General features: G+C 67.7%; 17 protein-coding genes. 5 read left to right on the top strand and 12 right to left on the bottom strand.

The features are described from left to right. Positions 1-4: 4 nt before the first annotated feature. Together C1924_RS01350 and birA are read right to left on the bottom strand one after the other, a co-directional pair. Positions 5-736 carry a type III pantothenate kinase gene (locus C1924_RS01350; RefSeq protein ID WP_108763737.1) on the bottom strand — a complete coding sequence of 244 codons (732 nt, stop codon included), beginning with the start codon at positions 734-736 and terminating at the stop codon, positions 5-7. Next, positions 733-1,698 carry a bifunctional biotin--[acetyl-CoA-carboxylase] ligase/biotin operon repressor BirA gene (birA, locus tag C1924_RS01345; RefSeq protein WP_108766931.1) on the bottom strand — a complete coding sequence of 322 codons (966 nt, stop codon included), beginning with the start codon at positions 1,696-1,698 and terminating at the stop codon, positions 733-735. Before birA ends, C1924_RS01350 begins: the two co-directional genes overlap by 4 nt. Before the next feature lie 143 nt (positions 1,699-1,841). Between birA and C1924_RS01340 the strand changes: the two genes are divergently transcribed. After that, complete coding sequence (locus C1924_RS01340) at positions 1,842-2,126, top strand: hypothetical protein (protein ID WP_108763736.1); 285 nt, start codon at positions 1,842-1,844, stop codon at positions 2,124-2,126. Further along, positions 2,093-2,884, top strand: coding sequence for a M90 family metallopeptidase (locus C1924_RS01335; protein ID WP_174208925.1), 792 nt, complete (start codon positions 2,093-2,095; stop codon positions 2,882-2,884). The genes C1924_RS01340 and C1924_RS01335 overlap by 34 nt, the downstream gene beginning before the upstream one ends. A 68-nt stretch (positions 2,885-2,952) precedes the next feature. On the opposite strand, the gene C1924_RS01330 is transcribed toward C1924_RS01335, so the two are convergent. The 4 genes from C1924_RS01330 to dusA all read right to left on the bottom strand — a co-directional run bounded on the left by C1924_RS01330 (position 2,953) and on the right by dusA (position 6,783). Continuing rightward, positions 2,953-4,377: a sensor histidine kinase gene (locus tag C1924_RS01330; protein ID WP_108763735.1), complete on the bottom strand. Its 1,425-nt coding sequence runs from the start codon at positions 4,375-4,377 to the stop codon at positions 2,953-2,955. Between the two features lie 22 nt (positions 4,378-4,399). After that, positions 4,400-5,083 (bottom strand): response regulator transcription factor, encoded by a 684-nt coding sequence (locus C1924_RS01325; protein WP_079224892.1) that lies wholly within the window; start codon positions 5,081-5,083, stop codon positions 4,400-4,402. A 71-nt stretch (positions 5,084-5,154) separates the two neighbouring features. Beyond that, positions 5,155-5,538: a hypothetical protein gene (locus C1924_RS01320; RefSeq protein WP_108763734.1), complete on the bottom strand. Its 384-nt coding sequence runs from the start codon at positions 5,536-5,538 to the stop codon at positions 5,155-5,157. 213 nt (positions 5,539-5,751) lie between these two features. Next, complete coding sequence (dusA, locus tag C1924_RS01315) at positions 5,752-6,783, bottom strand: tRNA dihydrouridine(20/20a) synthase DusA (RefSeq protein ID WP_108763733.1); 1,032 nt, start codon at positions 6,781-6,783, stop codon at positions 5,752-5,754. A gap of 338 nt (positions 6,784-7,121) precedes the next feature. Here dusA and C1924_RS01310 point away from each other — a divergent pair, with 338 nt between their 5' ends. After that, a complete protein-coding gene (locus C1924_RS01310) occupies positions 7,122-7,676 on the top strand; it encodes a hypothetical protein (RefSeq protein ID WP_108763732.1) in 555 nt (184 codons plus the stop codon). Between the two features lie 150 nt (positions 7,677-7,826). Here the strand turns inward: C1924_RS01310 and C1924_RS01300 are convergent, their stop codons facing one another. Further along, entirely contained in the window at positions 7,827-9,281 is a 1,455-nt protein-coding gene (locus tag C1924_RS01300) for a SulP family inorganic anion transporter (protein WP_108763731.1), read from the bottom strand. Between the two features lie 210 nt (positions 9,282-9,491). On the opposite strand from C1924_RS01300, the gene C1924_RS01295 reads away from it, so the two are divergent. Then, positions 9,492-10,472, top strand: a complete 981-nt coding sequence (locus tag C1924_RS01295) for a cation transporter (protein WP_108763730.1) — start codon at positions 9,492-9,494, stop codon at positions 10,470-10,472. A 109-nt stretch (positions 10,473-10,581) separates the two neighbouring features. Next, positions 10,582-11,007, top strand: a complete 426-nt coding sequence (locus tag C1924_RS01290) for an organic hydroperoxide resistance protein (RefSeq protein WP_079224881.1) — start codon at positions 10,582-10,584, stop codon at positions 11,005-11,007. Between the two features lie 215 nt (positions 11,008-11,222). Here C1924_RS01290 and mmsB read toward each other — a convergent pair whose 3' ends face one another. The 5 genes from mmsB to C1924_RS01265 are packed head-to-tail and all read right to left on the bottom strand — an operon-like array spanning position 11,223 to position 16,762. Then, positions 11,223-12,113, bottom strand: a complete 891-nt coding sequence (gene mmsB, locus C1924_RS01285) for a 3-hydroxyisobutyrate dehydrogenase (protein WP_108763729.1) — start codon at positions 12,111-12,113, stop codon at positions 11,223-11,225. Then, entirely contained in the window at positions 12,110-13,285 is a 1,176-nt protein-coding gene (locus tag C1924_RS01280; protein ID WP_108763728.1) for an enoyl-CoA hydratase/isomerase family protein, read from the bottom strand. The genes mmsB and C1924_RS01280 overlap by 4 nt, the downstream gene beginning before the upstream one ends. After that, entirely contained in the window at positions 13,282-14,079 is a 798-nt protein-coding gene (locus tag C1924_RS01275; RefSeq protein WP_108763727.1) for an enoyl-CoA hydratase, read from the bottom strand. Before C1924_RS01275 ends, C1924_RS01280 begins: the two co-directional genes overlap by 4 nt. Next, entirely contained in the window at positions 14,076-15,242 is a 1,167-nt protein-coding gene (locus tag C1924_RS01270) for an acyl-CoA dehydrogenase family protein (RefSeq protein ID WP_108763726.1), read from the bottom strand. The genes C1924_RS01275 and C1924_RS01270 overlap by 4 nt, the downstream gene beginning before the upstream one ends. A 14-nt stretch (positions 15,243-15,256) precedes the next feature. Next, positions 15,257-16,762 (bottom strand): CoA-acylating methylmalonate-semialdehyde dehydrogenase, encoded by a 1,506-nt coding sequence (locus C1924_RS01265; RefSeq protein ID WP_108763725.1) that lies wholly within the window; start codon positions 16,760-16,762, stop codon positions 15,257-15,259. Positions 16,763-16,861: the final 99 nt, after the last annotated feature.

Below are 16,861 nucleotides of genomic sequence, written 5' to 3'. Positions count from 1 at the left end.
GATACTAGCCTGCGGGCTGGTGCACCGCCCAGCGGGCGAGGCCGTCCAGCACCAGCGACGGGTGGTAGTCGGCCCCATCCAGCAGCGGCATCAGCGCGGGTGCGCCGCCCCCGTGCACCAGCAGCGCCGGGGCCACGCCCAGCAGCGCCTGTGCGTGGCGGGCACTGCGCTCCACCAGGGCCACGGCGGCACCGTCACAGCCGGACGCCAGCGCATCGGCGGTGTCGTTGGCGAATTCGCTGTAATCGCCGCCACTGGCCGGCAGCTGCACCGCACGCACGTGCAGCGCTTCGCGCATGGTGGTGGGCGAGGCGGAAATGCGGCCGCCGTGGTGCTGCCCGTCGGCATCCAGCAGATCGATGGTCAGCGCGGTACCCACGCCTACCACCAGCACCGGGCGGCGCGCGGTGGCGGCGGCCAGCAGGGCCAGGAAACGATCAACCCCGAACTTTTCCGGCCGGGCATAGGCAATGCGCACGCCCGCGCATTCGGCACTGGTGCGCACCACGCGCACCTCGCCGAAGCGGGCCTGCAGCTGCTGCAGCATGGCCGTGGTCAGCGATGGTGCGGCCACGCTGGCAACAAAGGCGGTGCCGCCGCTGGGCAGGCTGTGCGGTGGCTGCGCGGCCATGCCTTCAGCGCCATGCGCCCAGGCCTGCACATCACCGGCACGGTCACCCTGCAACGGCGCGAACTTGAAGCGCGAATTGCCCAGGTCGAACAACCAATCGCTCATGCCTTCCTCACGCTCACTTCGCCGGCATGCAGCAGGCGCTCATGGCCATCAATGCGCACGCGCAGGGCGCCATCATCGGCCAGGCCCAGGGCCGTGCCGTGCTGCCACTGGCCGTCCAGTTCCACGCGCACCTCGCGCCCGGCCAGCATGTCGAAGGCCGCGTAGCGAGGCAGGAACGGGGCCAGACCTTCGCGGTCGAACACTTCCAGCGCCGGCAGCAGCCGCGCCAGCACGGCGGCCACCACCACGTTGCGGTCCACGTGGGTACCGGCCAGGGTGTCCAGGTCCACCCACGGCTGGGTGATCTGCTCGGCGAAGGCCGGCGGCATGTGCACATTGATGCCGATGCCGATGACCGCGCGGGCCGGGCCGGCATATTCGCCGCCGCCCTCGGCCAGCAGGCCGACCAGCTTGCGGCCGTCCACCAGCACGTCATTGGGCCATTTCAGCTGCGCCTGGGTATAACCCAAGTCGTGCAGGGCCTCGGCCACGGCAATGCCGGCCACCAGGCTGAGGCCCGCCAGGCGGCCCAGGCCGCCGGAGAACAGGCGCAGCACCGACAGGTAGACATGGGCCGCCAGCGGCGAGGCCCAGCTGCGGCCGCGACGGCCACGGCCGCCGGTCTGGCGCTCGGCCAGCAGGACGCAGACACCGCGCTGCGGCGCGCTGCACCGCAACAATTCGGCATTGGTCGAATCCACGGTCCAGGCCACCTGCAGGTCATGCAGCAGGCCCTCGGCAGCGTCGGGCAGGTGCGCGCGGATGGCGGCCGGGTCCAGCAGTTCCAGCGGGTGGCTCAGGCCGTAGCCCTCGCCAGCACGGCCCTGGATATCCACACCGGCAGCCCTAAGCCCTTGAATACGCTTCCAAATGGCGGCGCGGGTCTGGCCCAGCTCACGGGCCAGGGCGTCGCCGGACAGGCGACCGGCAGCGAGTTTGGCCAGCAGTTGGCGATCGTCCACGGCAGCTTCCACAGGGTCAGACAGGAATTATGCGGGAAAGCCGCCAGCGACGCCTGCGGGGTGCCCGCGGGCGGGGCTTCCAATCCGGGGCCGGGTTCGGGCTAGAATCGGGAACTCACCCTCCCTTAACGTGGATGTCGTCAATGCGCCGTTATGCCCATTGCCTGGTCCTGCTGACGATGCCCTTCGCGGCGTCGGCGACGGCGTCGTTGGATGACAGCCGTGGGGGCTGCGTGTATTCCACCCCGGATGCCGCTTCGCAGCGTGCCGCCACCAGCACCGCTTCGGCCACCACCGCCAAGCCGGCGCCGGTACGTCCGGCCGCCAGCAGTGCGACCAGCAGCGGCGGCGGTGGCAGCGATGACGATGTGCTGCAGCGCATCCGCGCGCCGAAGTGGCACAGCTACCTGCCGGGTATGTTCCGCTGATCAAATCGCTGCTGCAGTGGCTGCGGCCTGCGCCGCGGCCGATCGAAGATGCGGTGTGGAACGAAGCCTGCGGCCGCGCCGCCTGGCTGCAGGGCCTTGGCGACGAGCGCCGCGGGCGGCTGCGTGTGCTGGCCACCCGCTTCCTGCATGAAAAGACCATCACCCCGATTGGCGAACTGCAGCTGCAGCCCGCCGATGGTGTGCTGCTGGCCGCGCTGTGCTGCCTGCCCTTGCTGGAATTCGGCGAGGTCGGGCTGGAAGGCTGGTCGCAGCTGATCGTCTATCCCGATGCGTTCCGCGTGCACCGCAGCCATGTGGATGCGGCCGGCGTGCTGCACGAGTGGGATGACGAGTTGATTGGCGAATCGTGGGACAGCGGTCCGTTGATCCTGTCCTGGGCCGACGTGCAGGCGGATCTGGCCGCACCGCACGAGGGCTACTGCGTGGCCGTGCATGAAATGGTGCACAAGCTGGATGCGCTGGATGGCGCGATGGACGGTACCCCGCCGTTGCCGCGTGCATGGCAGCGTGAGTGGGCGGCCGCCTTCCAGCAGGCCTACGATGCGTTCTGCGCGCAGGTGGATGCCGGTGTTGAAACGCTGATCGACCCGTATGCGGCCGAGGCGCCGGAAGAGTTCTTCGCGGTGGCCAGCGAATACCACTTCTCCGCGCCGGATCTGCTGGCGCAGGCGCTGCCGGACGTGGCCGCGCACCTGCGGCGGTTCTATGGCGAGCCGCCGGCGTTCGCAGAACGGTAGTGCCGGCCGCTGGCCGGCAGCGAGATGAAATTGCCGGCCGGCGGCCGGCACTACCGATCAACGGGGGATCACGGTCCCGGCGGCAGGCGCACTTCAAAGCGGGCGCCGCCCAGTTCGCTGGAACGGGCTACCAGCAGTTCGCCGCGGTAATCCTTGATGAGATCCTGCACGATCGACAGACCGATGCCGTGGCCCTGCACGCGCTCATCGCCACGCACGCCACGCTGCAGCACCTTGCCGATGTCTTCCGGGGCAATGCCCGGGCCATCGTCATCCACCGCCAGCAGCAGGCCGGCACGGCGTGCGTTGGGCGCCGGCAGCGGCTGCGCGGTCAGCAGCACGCGGCGCTTGGCCCACTTGAAGGCGTTTTCCAGCAGGTTGCCCAGCAGTTCCTGCAGATCGCCCGGTTCGCCGTGGAAACGCGCGGCCGGGTCGATGTCGAATTCGCACAGCACGCCCTTGGCGGCGTAGACCTTTTCCAGGCCACGTACGATTTCCTCGGCGTTGGATTCCACCGGCAGCGGTGCGGAGAACAGCTTGTGGCCCGACGACGCCGCGCGCGCCAACTGGTAGGACACCAGGTTGTTCATGCGCTGCAGCTGCACGTCCAGTTCTTCGCGCAGTGCGCCATCGCCGGCACCGCTGTCCATCTGCGTGCGCAGCACCGCGATGGGCGTCTTCAGGCTGTGCGCCAGGTCGGCCAGGGTGTTGCGCTGGCGTTCGAGGTTCTCGCGTTCGCTTTCGATGAAGGCGTTGATGCTGTCGGTCAGCGGTTCCAGCTCGCGCGGGTGGCGCTCGCTCATGCGTTCGGTCTCACCGCGCTGCACCTTGGTCAGTTCGGTGATGACCCTGCGCAACGGGCGCAGGCTCCACTGCAGGATGACCGTCTGCAGCAGCAGCAGGATCAGGCCGATGCCACCCAGGTAGAACCAGACCCGGCTGCGGAACACGCGCAGCTGCGCACCCAGCGCGCGCGAGTCTTCCATCACGTAGATGGTGTAGGGGAATTCGGTGGCCGGATCGGCGTCGGCATCCCACACCAGGCCCAGGCCATAGCGGTACACCGAGCCCTGGCTGCCGTCGATCTGGATCATCGGCAGCGGGCCCTCGAATACTTCCTGGCGCGGGGCCAGGAGGCCGCCGCCCACGGTGGGCAGCATCGGGCCTTCGGCGGACATCGAGTTGCCCTTGCCGTCGGGCATCACGACCTGCAGGTACAGGCCGCTCCCGGGCACGTCGAAGCGCGGATCCGGCGGCTGCTCGCGGATGTACAGCGAGCGGTCGCGGGTGAAATCGATGCCGGCCGCGTAGGCCGTGGCGTAGTTCTTCAGGCGCTCACGCAGGTTGGCCTTCGCCGTATCGGCGAAGGCAGCATCGAGCGCGTAACCGGCCAGCGCCAGGAACGCAACCAGACCCACGGACGCGGCGAACAGCTGGCGCGCCTGCAGTGAGCGCGGCCGCCAGCGTCGGAAGAACCACAGACGGCCGGACATCGTTTATCGCCTTGTGGAAGGCTCAGCCCTCGTTGCGCGGGATCGCGAAACGGTAGCCGCGGCCACGCACGGTCTCGATCGGCTTCAGTTCGCCGTCCGGGTCCAGCTTCTTGCGCAGGCGGCCGATGAACACTTCCAGCACGTTCGAGTCGCGGTCGAAATCCTGCTGGTAGATGTGCTCGGTGAGGTCGGCCTTGGAGACCAGTTCACCGGCATGCATCATCAGGTATTCCAGCACCTTGTACTCGTAGCTGGTCAGGTCGACATTGCTGCCGGTGACGCTGACCGTCTGTGCTGCCAGATCCAGTGCAACCGGGCCGCATTCCAGGGTCGGCTTGCTCCAGCCAGCGGCGCGGCGCAGCAGCGCGTTGACGCGGGCCAGCAGCTCTTCCACATGGAACGGCTTGACCAGGTAATCGTCGGCGCCCTGCTTGAGGCCCTCGACCTTGTCCTGCCAGCTCGAACGCGCGGTCAGGATCAGCACCGGGAACTTCTTGCCTTCATCGCGCAGGGCCTTGATCAGCTCCATGCCCGACATCTTGGGCAGGCCCAGGTCGATGATGCCGACGTCGAACGGCACTTCGCGGCCCATATAGAGGCCTTCCTCGCCGTCCTGTGCGGCATCGACGGCAAAACCTTCGCGCTTGAGCCGGGCTGCCAGGGTCTCACGCAGCGGGGCTTCGTCTTCGACCAGAAGGATACGCATGAACTCTCCCTAGTGTCCTGGGTGTGGCCCGGAGGCCTGTGGGTACGGTGTATTACAGCAACTATCCCTGTTCAGGGGTTATCGCCGCGTAGTGATGACATATCCGACCGCGGCGTGCGCGGCTGTGAACGTGCCGGGGCGGGGTCGTCCATGTAGCGGACCCGGCCCCGGTCGTCCATGTATTTGACCCGGTTGATGTCGCGGCCATCGAACGGCACGCGCTCGGCACCGAGGATGTGGCCGCCGGTGGAGCGCTGCACCCGACGCACGGCATCGGACAGCGAACGGTCATCGCCACGGCTGCCGCGATCCATCATTTCCGCCCGCATGGCTGCACGCGGCTCGCCGCCGCCGCCGCGCGGTGGCTGCTGCGCCATCGCCGCAGAAAGCGGGGCAGCCGCCAGGACCACGCAGGTGGCCAGGGCAATGCGGCGGTGGAAGGAAGCGGAAGACATCGATGCGATCCTAGCCGAGCACGGCGATTCGTTCAAAAGTCGTAAATCCGGGGCGCCGGATTCGGGTCCCGGCCTTTACATTTCCTTTGCAAATGATTGGATTGACGCGGTGAATCCGATCTGAACTTTTCCGGCTGTCCGCTGTCGTCGTTCATATAAGTGAACATTCGGGACGAATCCCGGGGACTTGTCAAGTCAGAAATGTGGCTGACGTCACGCTGCGGCGCGGTCCGATGCGCGCTCGGTCACGGCCAGCGCCTGCTCGATCAGCGCCCAGTCGGCGCCGGGGCGGTGCGCGCCCTCGCTCAGCACCTGGCGGAAGGCGCGGCCCCCCGGCTGGCCGTGGAACAGGCCCAGCAGGTGGCGGGTGATGTGCTTCAGCGCCAGGCCTTCGGCCAGGCGGGCTTCGATGTAGGGGCGCAGCGCGCGCAGCAGTTCGCCACGCGGGCGCAGTGCGGCGCCGGTGTGCAGCGCCTCCAGCTGATGCAGCAGGTAGGGGTCGTGGTAGGCCGCGCGGCCCAGCATCACGCCATCCACGTGCACGGACTGCGCCTGCACCGCCTCCACCGTGGCCAGGCCACCATTGATGACCACCGGCAGCGAGGGCCGTTCCTGCTTGAGGCGATAAGCCCAGTCGTACTTCAGCGGCGGAACCTCGCGGTTCTCCTTGGGCGACAGGCCCTTCAGCCACGCATTGCGCGCATGCACCACCACCATGCCGGCACCTGCGGCGACCTGCTGGTCGACGAAAGCGGCGAACACCTCGTAATCGTTGTCTTCGTCCACGCCCAGGCGGCATTTCACCGTCACCGGGATGTCCACTGCCGCCACCATGGCCGCCACGCACTCGGCCACCAGCACCGGTTCGCGCATCAGACAGGCGCCGAAGCGCCCGGCCTGCACGCGGTCGGACGGGCAGCCGCAGTTGAGGTTGACCTCGTCGTAGCCCCAGTCGGCGGCGATGCGCGCGGCCTGTGCCAGCAGGGCCGGATCGCTGCCGCCCAGCTGCAGGGCCAGCGGCTGTTCGCTGGCGTCGAAGCCAAGCAGGCGCTCGCGGTCGCCGTGGATGACCGCGTTGGCGTGCACCATCTCGGTGTACAGCCGCGCACCCGGCGCCAGCACGCGATGGAACACGCGGCAGTGGCGGTCCGTCCAGTCCATCATGGGGGCAACGGACAGGCGCAGGGAATCGGCGTAACGGGCGGCGGCGGACGTCATCGGGGCATTGATCGTGGGGACTGGCATTGCCAGTGAGATCAATAGTTTACCTGCTTGCCATGAACGCTGCCCGGAGCACCCGTTGACAGGCCGCGCGGCATGGGAAATTTTGGTGAACGCGAAATGAATCCGCCTGGGAGGCCGGCATGCTGTCAGCACGATCCATTGCACTTGCACTCGCAGGCCTTGCGATCACGGCCGTTGTGGCCTGGACAGCAAACCGGCAAACGCAGAACGGTGCGACAGGCCGGCCAACGCCCGCTTCCATCGCCTCGCCGGGGCCAGGCGCGTCCGCGCGCGGACCGGCGCCCATCGCGGCTGGCCAGCGCCCTGTGGCACGGACGGTCTTTTCGGCGTCCCCGCGTGTGGGTGACACCCTGTCCGGCGCCCGCACCGATGCCGATGTGGCGTGGTTGGCACGCAACGGGTATCCATCCACCGAGGCGGCACGGGATGCACTGCTCCGCGGAGGGACCAGAGGCGGGTTCACCGCACAGGAACGGCTGGACCCGGCCGCCATCCTCGACGCCGAACAACTGGCGCTGCGAGAGACCTCCCGGCGCGGAGAAGCGATGGAGTTCCTGGCGGCGTCTGCGCAGGCCGGGTCCATCTATGCGCTGGAGACATTTGCCCGCATCCATGATCACGGCGTCGATGGCATCGCCGATCCGCTGCGGGCATCGGCGTATCGCAAGGCGGCGGAGCTGCGCGGCAGTTGGCCGGTGGCACTGGCGGGCGACCGCACAACACTGACGCGCCAGCAGCAGATGCAGGCCACGCTGATGGCGCACCAGATCATTGCCACCCTCGACCGCGAACGGCAGGCAAACGGCCTTCCCCCGCTTGGCATCGATACACGCCCCGGCTTGGACGAGCTCATCACCGGGATCGGTACGGGGGGCGGTGGCGGCGCTTTTTGAGGACGATGGGTGAATCGCCGCCTATCTGAGCGAAGCGCAGGCAGCGGGTGATGCAGACCATTACCAGGAAGCGCTTGGAACGGTTGCCCGAGCGCGTTCCGTCGCCGCTACATCCGCCGGGCATGGCCCGGCGCTACCGCCCTGACCTGCTCAGTGCCCGCCGCGCGCGCCGCCCACCTGTTCGATCAGCGTCTGGCTGGCCGCATTGAGGCCCACCACCTCCACCTGCGCACCATGCGCGGCCAGCTTTTCCTGCGCCCGCTCCAGTGCAGCCACGGCGGTCAGATCCCATAGATGCGCATCGCGCAGGTCGATCTGCACCTTCGGCGCCACATGCTGGTAATCGAAGGCGGCACCGAGCTGGCCGGCCGAGGCGAAGAACACCTGCCCGCGCACGCGGTACACCTGGGTATCGCCCGTGCCTTCGCGCTGCACATCCAGCATGCGGCCGACCTTGCGGGCGAAGAACAGCGCCGACAGCAGCACACCGCTGAGCACGCCCTTGGCCAGATCGTGGGTGGCCACGGTGACCACCACGGTCAGCAGCATCACCGCAGAGGAACTGCGCGGATGGGTGCGCAGGTCACGCAGCGAGCGCCAGCTGAAGGTACCGATGCTGACCATGATCATCACCGCCACCAGTGCGGCCATCGGGATCTGCCGCACCAGGTCGCTGCCGTACACCACCAGCACCAGCAGCAGCACGCCGGCCACCAGGCAGGACAGGCGGCCGCGGCCACCGGAGGTCACGTTGATGACCGACTGGCCGATCATCGCGCAGCCGGCCATGCCGCCCAGGAAGCCGGTGACCGTGTTGGCCACGCCCTGGCCGACGCATTCGCGGTTGCGCTCGCTGGGCGTCTCGGTGATGTCCTCGACGATCTGCAGCGTCATCATTGATTCGAGCAGGCCGACCACGGCCAGCGTGGCCGAGACCGGCAGCAGGATGCGCAGGGTGTCCCAGGTGAAGGGCACATCGGGAATGAGGAAGTGTGGCAGGCTGTCGGGCAGCTGGCCCATGTCACCCACGCTGCGCACATCCACGTCGAAGCCGATGACCACGGCGGTGAGCACGACGATGGCGACCAGCGGCGATGGCACGGCGCGGGTGATGCGCGGCAGCAGGTAGATGATGGCCAGCGCGGCGGCGCACAGCACGTAGACGGTGGGGCCACGGCCGATCAGTTCCGGCATCTGCGCCAGGAAGATGAGGATGGCCAGTGCGTTGACGAAGCCGGTGATGACCGAGCGCGAGACGAAGCGCATCAGCGAACCGAGCTTGAACACGCCGGCCAGCACCTGCAGCAGGCCGGCCAGGATGCTGGCGGCGAACAGGTACTGCAGGCCGTGGTCCTTGACCAGATCGACCATTACCAGCGCCATGGCGCCGGTCGCGGCGGAAATCATGCCGGGGCGGCCGCCGGCGATGGCGGTGACCACGGCGATGGAGAACGCGGCGTACAGGCCGACCTTGGGATCGACGCCGGCGATGAGCGAGAAAGCGATGGCCTCGGGAATCAGGGCCAGGGCGACGACCATGCCGGACAGCAGATCACCACGGATGTTGCCGAGCCATTGCTGACGCAGGGGGTAGGACGTTTGCATGGGAAAACTCCGCGCGCACGGGCGTGGGGCCACGTGGCGCTGCAGTGGAAAGACGCGGGTTCCTGAGCCGGGCGTGCCGGCTGCCGAGGTGCGGCAAGGGTCAGGGTGGCGTGATCACTGCAGTCGGGAGCCGGTACGTGGGAGGCGCGCAGTCTACGGGATGCGGCGCGATGGGGGTAGCGCATGGGCCGGGCGGTAACGCAGCGGAGCATGGCTCCGCTCTACAATCGGGCCATGGCCCTGCCCGCTTCCCGGTTCTTCGACCCCGCCACCGAACAGGGCGTGCTGCGCCTGTCCATCGCGTTCTCACTGGCGGTGGCGCTGGCCGGGGTGGTGTTCGGCCTGCTGGCCAACTCCTCGTTGATCATCTTCGACGGCATCTACGGGCTCATCGACGTGGTGATGACCTGGCTGTCGCTGCTGGTGGCGCGCCTGATTGCGCTGTCAACGCAGACCGATGCGCTGCAGTCGCGGCTCAACCAGCGCTTCACCATGGGCTTCTGGCACCTGGAACCCATCGTGCTGGGGGTGAGCGGTCTGCTGATGATCGGCGCGGCGTTGTATGCCCTGATCAATGCAGTGGATGCGCTGATGTCCGGCGGGCGCCACATCGCGCTGGGCCCGGCCATCGTGTTCGGCGTGGTTTCGCTGCTGGCGGAAAGCGCGCTCGGCGCTTTCGTGTGGCGCGCCAACCGCCGCATCGGTTCCGACTTCATCGCACTGGATGCGAAGAACTGGATGATCGCCGCCAGCATGTCAGCCTGCTACGTGGTCGCCTTCGTGGGTGGCGTGCTCGTGCAGGGCACGCCGCTGGCCTGGGTCGGGCCCTATATCGATCCGGCCATCCTGGCGGTGGTCTGCCTGTTCGTGATGGTGGCGCCGCTGGGCACGGTGCGCCGGGCGCTGGCCGGCATCCTGCTGGTGACGCCACCGGAACTGCAGGCACATGTGGACGCCGTGGCGCGCGACATCGTGGCGCGCTACGGGTTCGTGGAACACCGCAGCTACGTGGCGCAGGTGGGCCGGGGCGAGCAGATCGAGCTGTTCTTCGTGGTGCGCGAGGACGACCCGCCGCGGGCACTGGTGGAATGGGACCAGCTGCGAGATGAGATTGGCGATGCGCTGGGTGAGGCCTCGCCGGACCGCTGGCTGACGATCATGTTCACCACTGACCGCGAATGGACGATCTAGGCCGCCAGGACGATGGGTCAAATATTCGAGACTTTCTATCACCCATCGTGCAACGGGAACGGGCAAAGTAGACCCATCGAAACACCCACCCACTGACCAGGAGCATCCCATGTCCATCGAAAAGGTTCTGTACACCGCCCAGGCCACCTCCACCGGCGGCCGTGAAGGCCGTTCGGTCTCCTCCGACAACGTGCTGGACATCCAGCTGTCGACCCCGCGCGAGCTGGGCGGCGCCGGCGGCCCGGGCACCAACCCGGAACAGCTGTTCGCCGCTGGCTACTCGGCCTGCTTCCTCGGCGCGCTGAAGTTCGTGGCCGGCCAGGCCAAGGTCGCGCTGCCGGCCGACACCACCGTCACCGGCAAGGTCGGCATCGGCCAGATCCCCACCGGTTTCGGCATTGAAGCCGAGCTGACCATCAACGCCCCGGGCGTGCCGCGCGAACAGCTGGAAGAACTGGTGCAGAAGGCCCACATCGTCTGCCCGTACTCCAACGCCACCCGCGGCAACATCGACGTGACGCTGATCGTTGCCTGATGCGGTTGGGCCGGCGGGGTCGGATCCCTTTCGCAACGCGAAAGGGCTCTGACCCCAAAAGACCAGGTTGCCGGCCAGCGGCCGGCACTACCAGGTCATTTCTGATGCGGCCAAAAAAATGGGCGGATGCCGGCCGAAACCGGGCATCCGCCCATCCCACCTTCGTTGTCCCGCACGGGGCATGAGGTTGCCGGCCAGCGGCCGGCGCTACCAGGTCACTTCTCGCTGGTGATCAGCTGCACGACGCTGGAGAAATCCAGCTTGCCGCGGCCGGCCTGGTGGTTCATCGAGTACAGGTTGCGGGCCACTTCGCCCAGCGGAATCGAGGCGCCGACGCTCATCGCCGCTTCCACCGCCAGGCCCATGTCCTTCAGCATCAGGTCGCTGCCGAAACCGCCGCTGTAGCCGCGCGAGGCCGGGGCGTTTTCCAGCACACCCGGCCACGGGTTGCAGACCTCAGTGGCCCAGCTGCGGCCGGTGCTGACCGCCATCATCTGCGACAGCACCTTCGGGTCCAGCCCGTGTGCCACGCCCAGCGCGATGGCTTCGCCGGTCACCGCCATGATCACGCCCAGCGCCATGTTGTTGCACAGCTTGGCAACCTGGCCGGCGCCGCTGGCACCGACGTGGAAGATGTTTTTGCCCATCGCCTGCAGCACCGGGCGCGCACGTTCCAGCGCGTCCTCTTCACCACCGACGATGAAGGTGAGGGTGCCGGCCTGTGCACCGGCCGTACCGCCGGACACGGGTGCGTCAAGCATCTGCAGGCCACGCGCGGCGGCGGCTTCAGAAACCTTGCGGGCGCTGGCCGGTGCAATGGTGCTGCAGTCGATGACCAGTGCGCCGGCCGGAATGGCGGCCAGGATGCCCTCGTCCCCCAGGTATACGCCTTCGACGTGGCGGCTGGCCGGCAGCATCGAGATCACCACTTCGGCATCGGCCAGGGTGTCGCGTGCCGACGGCGCGGCGCTGGCACCGGCATCGACGGCGGCCTGCACCGCGGCCGGCACCAGGTCGAACACGCGCACGGTGTGGCCGTTCTTGACCAGGTTGGCGGCCATCGGGCCACCCATGTTGCCCAACCCGATGAATGCAATGCGGCTCATGCAAGGCTCCTTTCAGCCATGGGGGTACCCAGGTCGGCCAGCGGATGCGCGGCGTCGGCCCAGGGGGAAACAAAGAAAGTGTCCGCCCACGCGGGCGTGGCTTCGGCCAGGGTGGCCGGGTGCCACTGCGGGTTGCGGTCCTTGTCGATCAGCAGCGCGCGGATGCCTTCGGCGAAATCGCCATGGGCCGCGCAGTGCAGGGCGACGATGTATTCGAGGCGGTAGACGCTGGCCAGATCCTGGCCGGCGCTGCGACGCTGCAACGCGAAGGCCAGCCGCGCCGAACCCGGTGCACCGGCCGCCAGGGTTTTCTGCGCGGCCTGCAGCCAGGTGTCCTCGGTCTGCAGGGCGGCAATGCGCGCGACAATGGCATCCAGGTCGTCGCCTTCGCACAACGCGTCCACCTGTGCGGCGTTGGCCAGCAGCGGGCCGGTGGCCGCATCGCTGGCATGCGACTGCAGCAGCTGGCTCAGGCGTTCATGGTTGTGGGCGGCATCGCCCGACCACGCCACCTGCAGCAGCGCATCCAACACCGCATTGCGGCGCTCTTCGGCTACATGCACATCGGCCAGGCCGGCATAGATGGCATCACCCGGATTCAGCAGCGCGCCGGTCAGTGCCAGGAACAGGCCACCCATTCCCGGTACGCGCGGCAGCAGCCAGCTGCCACCCACATCCGGGAACAGGCCGACGGTGATTTCCGGGAAGGCCAGCTTGGAACGCTCGCTGACCACGCGGTGGCTGGCGCCGGACATCAGGCCGATGCCACCGCCCATCACGATGCCGTGGCCCCAGCACAGGATCGGCTTGGGGTAGGTGTGGATGAGGTAATCGACGCGGTACTCGACGTCGAAGAACTCGGCGGCGTAGTCATTCCTGCGGATATCGGTCTGGCCCGCCTCGCGGAAGGCGACCATGGCCTTGTGCAGGCTGTGCAGATCGCCGCCGGCACAGAAGGCCTTCTCACCCGCCCCCTGCAGCACCACCATCGCGATGCCATCATCCTCGGCCCAGGCGTTCAGCTGCTTCAACAGCAGGTGCGCCATCGGCAGCGAAAAGCCATTGAGCGTGCGCGGTGCGTTGAGCGTGGCGAGGCCGATGCGCGTGCCATTGCCCGCCACGCGCTCCTCGAACAGCACCGGTGCTTCATCGGCAACGGTGTCGGTACTCATGCGTTCTTCCACTGCGCGGCGCGCTTTTCCAGGAAGGCGGTCACGCCCTCGACCTGGTCGGCGGTGTCGAACAGATCGACGAAGGCTTCGCGCTCGGCCACCAGCGCCGAGGCGTGGGTGCCGGTGCGGGTGGACTGCACCAGCGTCTTGCAGGCGGCGATGCTGGTCGGGCTCTGCTTGCCGGCCTTGGCGGCCCATTCCAGCGCCAGCGCCTTGGCTTCGCCCTTGCCGACTTTTTCTTCGGCCAGGCCGATGCGCAGCGCGGTTTCAGCGTTGATGCGCTCGCCCAGCAGGATCATGCGCTTGGCCCAGCCTTCGCCGACGAGGCGCGGCAGGTTCTGGGTACCGCCCGCGCACGGCAGCAGGCCTACGGTCGCCTCGGGCAATGCCACCTGGGCATGCTCTTCGATGATGCGCAGGTCGCAGGCCAGCGCGCATTCCAGGCCACCGCCCATGGCGTAGCCGTTGATGGCGGCAATGGACACGCCCCTGAAGGCGGACAGCGCCTCGAAGGCTTCGCCAAAGCGGCGAGCCGCTTCGCGCGCGGCGGCCTTGTCGCCCGATGCGAACTGGTTCAGATCAGCGCCAGCGGAGAAGAACTTCTCGCCGTCGCCAGTGATCACCAGCGCGTAGATGTCGCGGTCGGCGTTGAGCGCGCCCACCAGGTCGCGCAGTGCGGCCAGGCTGTGCACGGTCCAGGTGTGCGCCGGCGGGTTGTGCAGGGTGACCACGGCGGTGTGGCCATCGGCCTCGACCTTCAGGCCCACGTGCTCCTGGGTACGCCAATCCTTCATCGCAGTTCCTCTTCGGTGTTGAGCAGGTGGCGGGCAACGATCACCCGCATGATCTCGTTGGTGCCTTCCAGGATCTGGTGCACGCGGCTGTCGCGCAGCAGTCGCTCGATCGGGTATTCGCGGATGTAGCCGTAGCCACCGTGGATCTGCAGCGCTTCGTTGCAGATCCTGAAGCCGGCATCGGTGGCGAAGCGCTTGGCCATCGCGCACCACACGTTGGCATCGCTGGCACCGGCATCGAGCTTGCGCGCGGCCGAATGCACCATCTGCCGGGCGGCCACCAGTTCGATGGCCATGTCGGCCAGCTTGAACTGCAGCGCCTGGAAATCGGCCAGCGCCTTGCCGAACTGGCGGCGCTCGCCCATGTAGCGGCGTGCGGCATCCAGCGCGCCCTGCGCGGCACCCAGCGAGCAGGCGGCGATGTTGATGCGGCCGCCGTCCAGCCCCTTCATCGCCAGCTTGAAGCCGCCGCCTTCCTCTCCCAGAAGGTGGCTGACCGGCACGCGGACGTTTTCAAAGGTGATGCCACGGGTGGGCTGGCTGTTCCAGCCCATCTTCTCTTCCTTGCGGCCATAGCTGATGCCCGGCAGGTCGGCCGGCACGGCAATGGCGCTGACACCGCCCGCGCCGGCACCGCCGGTACGCGCCATCACCACCAGCAGTTCGGTGGCACCGGCACCGGAGATGAAGGCCTTGGACCCGTTCAGCACATAGTCGTCGCCGTCGCGCACGGCGGTGGTCTTCAGCGAGGCCGCATCGGAACCGGCACCCGGCTCGGTCAGGCAGTACGAGGCCAGCTTGCTGCCCGAGGACAGATCGGTGCCCCACGCATCGCGCAGCGCGGCCTGGCCCCACTTGGAGACCATCCACGAGGCCATGTTGTGGATGCTGATGTACGCCGCGGTCGACGGATCGACGTTGGCGAGCTCCTCGATGACGACGGCGGCGTCCAGACGGCTGAGGCCGCTGCCGCCGACTTCCGGGTCCATGTACAGACCACAGAAGCCCAGTTCACCGGCCTTGGCGATCGCCTCGCGCGGAAAGATGCCCTCCGCATCCCATCGCGCGGCGTGCGGCGCCAGTTCGGCCTGTGCGAAGTCACGCGCTGCTTCGCGATACGCCTGCTGCGCTTCTTCCTGATCCGTCGTCATCGAGTGGCTCATGGCTGCTCCTGCCCTTACTTCAGGCTGATGGTGGTGTTGACGCCGTGGCTCAGCGTCTCGTCATCGAACCAGCGTGCGGTGACGGTCTTGGTCTGGGTGTAGAACAGCACCACCTGCTTGCCGTACGGGCCCAGGTCGCCCAGCTTGGACGCGCGCGAACCGGTGAACGAGAACAGCGGCACCGGCACCGGAATCGGCACGTTGATGCCGACCTGGCCGACGTCGATGTCTTCCTGGAACCTGCGTGCAGCCGCACCGGACTGGGTGAACAGCGCGGTGCCGTTGCCGTTCGGGTTGCTGTTGACCATCGCGATGGCGTCTTCCAGCGTCTCTGCTTCGAGGATGACCAGCACCGGCCCGAAGATTTCTTCCTGATAGATGCGCATGTCGGTGGTGACACCGGCAAAGATGGTCGGGCCGACGAAGTTGCCCTTCTCGAAACCATCGACCTGCGGGTTGCGGCCGTCGAGCACCAGCTTCGCGCCCTGCTCCACGCCCGAGGCGATCAGGCCTTCCACGCGCTCACGGGCGCTGCAGGAAATGACCGGGCCGACGTCGGTGCCGGACACGGTGCCGCCGCTGACCTTCAGGGTCTGCGCCTTGGTCACCAGGTCCTGCACCCAGCCGCGGGCCTCGCCCACCAGCACCAGGGTGGAGGCGGCCATGCAGCGCTGGCCCGCCGCACCGAAGGCGGCGCCGACCATGGCGTTGAGGGTCTGTTCCTTGTTGGCGTCCGGCAGCACCACGGCGTGGTTCTTGGCGCCCATCATGCACTGCACGCGCTTGCCGGCCAGCGAGGCACGGTTGTAGACGTGGGTGCCGACGCGGGTGGAACCGACGAACGACACGGCCTTGATGTCCGGGTGGTCGCAGATCGCGTTGACCACTTCCTCGCCGCCGTGGACGACGTTCAGCACGCCCTTCGGGATGCCGGCTTCCAGCGCCAGTTCGACCAGGCGCATGGTCACCATCGGGTCCTGTTCGGACGGCTTGAGGATGAAGGTGTTGCCGGTGGCAATGGCCATCGGGAACATCCACAGCGGAATCATCGCCGGGAAGTTGAACGGGGTGATGCCCGCGCATACGCCCAACGGCTGCATGATCGTGTAGGTATCCACGCCGTTGGCCACGTTGTTGGCCAGCTCGCCCAGCTGCAGGTTGCCGATGGCGGCGGCGTGCTCGACCACTTCCAGGCCACGGAACACATCGCCTTCGGCGTCGGGCAGGGTCTTGCCCTGTTCGGCGGTGAGGATGTGGGCCAGCTCGCTCATGTTTTCGCGGATCAGCTGCTGGTACTTCAGGAAGATGCGCGCGCGGGTGCCGATGGGGGTCTTGCGCCAGGTCTTGAAGGCTTCCTTGGCGGCGGCGACGGCGGCATCCACTTCGCTGGTGGTGGCGAACGGCACCTGGGCCAGCACGTCCTGGGTGGCCGGATTGATCACGTCCTGCCAGTGGGAGGTGGCCGATTCGATGAACTGGCCATCGATCAGCATTCGGATACGGGGCGCTGCAACAGTCATGACGACAATCCCACGGGCTCGAAAGATGCTTGGCATTATTCACAGCAAGCACCTCGATTTCCGGCCTGAATCCGCTTAATCTGGCCAACACGCCAGACG

Origin of the sequence: Stenotrophomonas sp. ESTM1D_MKCIP4_1, assembly GCF_003086895.1 — a bacterium.
In the GTDB taxonomy this organism is placed as follows: Bacteria; Pseudomonadota; Gammaproteobacteria; order Xanthomonadales; family Xanthomonadaceae; genus Stenotrophomonas.
Note: the sequence above shows the minus strand (reverse complement) of the source record. Positions and strands in the feature narration are given on the sequence as shown.

What these genes read in the sequence shown, in the direction of transcription:
- C1924_RS01350 (WP_108763737.1), bottom strand. Translation starts at nt 736, where the DNA reads ATGAGCGATTGGTTGTTCGACCTGGGCAATTCGCGCTTCAAGTTCGCG.
- C1924_RS01340 (WP_108763736.1), top strand. Translation starts at nt 1,842, where the DNA reads ATGCGCCGTTATGCCCATTGCCTGGTCCTGCTGACGATGCCCTTCGCG.
- C1924_RS01330 (WP_108763735.1), bottom strand. Translation starts at nt 4,377, where the DNA reads ATGTCCGGCCGTCTGTGGTTCTTCCGACGCTGGCGGCCGCGCTCACTG.
- C1924_RS01325 (WP_079224892.1), bottom strand. Translation starts at nt 5,083, where the DNA reads ATGCGTATCCTTCTGGTCGAAGACGAAGCCCCGCTGCGTGAGACCCTG.
- C1924_RS01320 (WP_108763734.1), bottom strand. Translation starts at nt 5,538, where the DNA reads ATGTCTTCCGCTTCCTTCCACCGCCGCATTGCCCTGGCCACCTGCGTG.
- dusA (WP_108763733.1), bottom strand. Translation starts at nt 6,783, where the DNA reads ATGCCAGTCCCCACGATCAATGCCCCGATGACGTCCGCCGCCGCCCGT.
- C1924_RS01300 (WP_108763731.1), bottom strand. Translation starts at nt 9,281, where the DNA reads ATGCAAACGTCCTACCCCCTGCGTCAGCAATGGCTCGGCAACATCCGT.
- C1924_RS01295 (WP_108763730.1), top strand. Translation starts at nt 9,492, where the DNA reads ATGGCTCCGCTCTACAATCGGGCCATGGCCCTGCCCGCTTCCCGGTTC.
- C1924_RS01290 (WP_079224881.1), top strand. Translation starts at nt 10,582, where the DNA reads ATGTCCATCGAAAAGGTTCTGTACACCGCCCAGGCCACCTCCACCGGC.
- mmsB (WP_108763729.1), bottom strand. Translation starts at nt 12,113, where the DNA reads ATGAGCCGCATTGCATTCATCGGGTTGGGCAACATGGGTGGCCCGATG.
- C1924_RS01280 (WP_108763728.1), bottom strand. Translation starts at nt 13,285, where the DNA reads ATGAGTACCGACACCGTTGCCGATGAAGCACCGGTGCTGTTCGAGGAG.
- C1924_RS01275 (WP_108763727.1), bottom strand. Translation starts at nt 14,079, where the DNA reads ATGAAGGATTGGCGTACCCAGGAGCACGTGGGCCTGAAGGTCGAGGCC.
- C1924_RS01270 (WP_108763726.1), bottom strand. Translation starts at nt 15,242, where the DNA reads ATGAGCCACTCGATGACGACGGATCAGGAAGAAGCGCAGCAGGCGTAT.
- C1924_RS01265 (WP_108763725.1), bottom strand. Translation starts at nt 16,762, where the DNA reads ATGACTGTTGCAGCGCCCCGTATCCGAATGCTGATCGATGGCCAGTTC.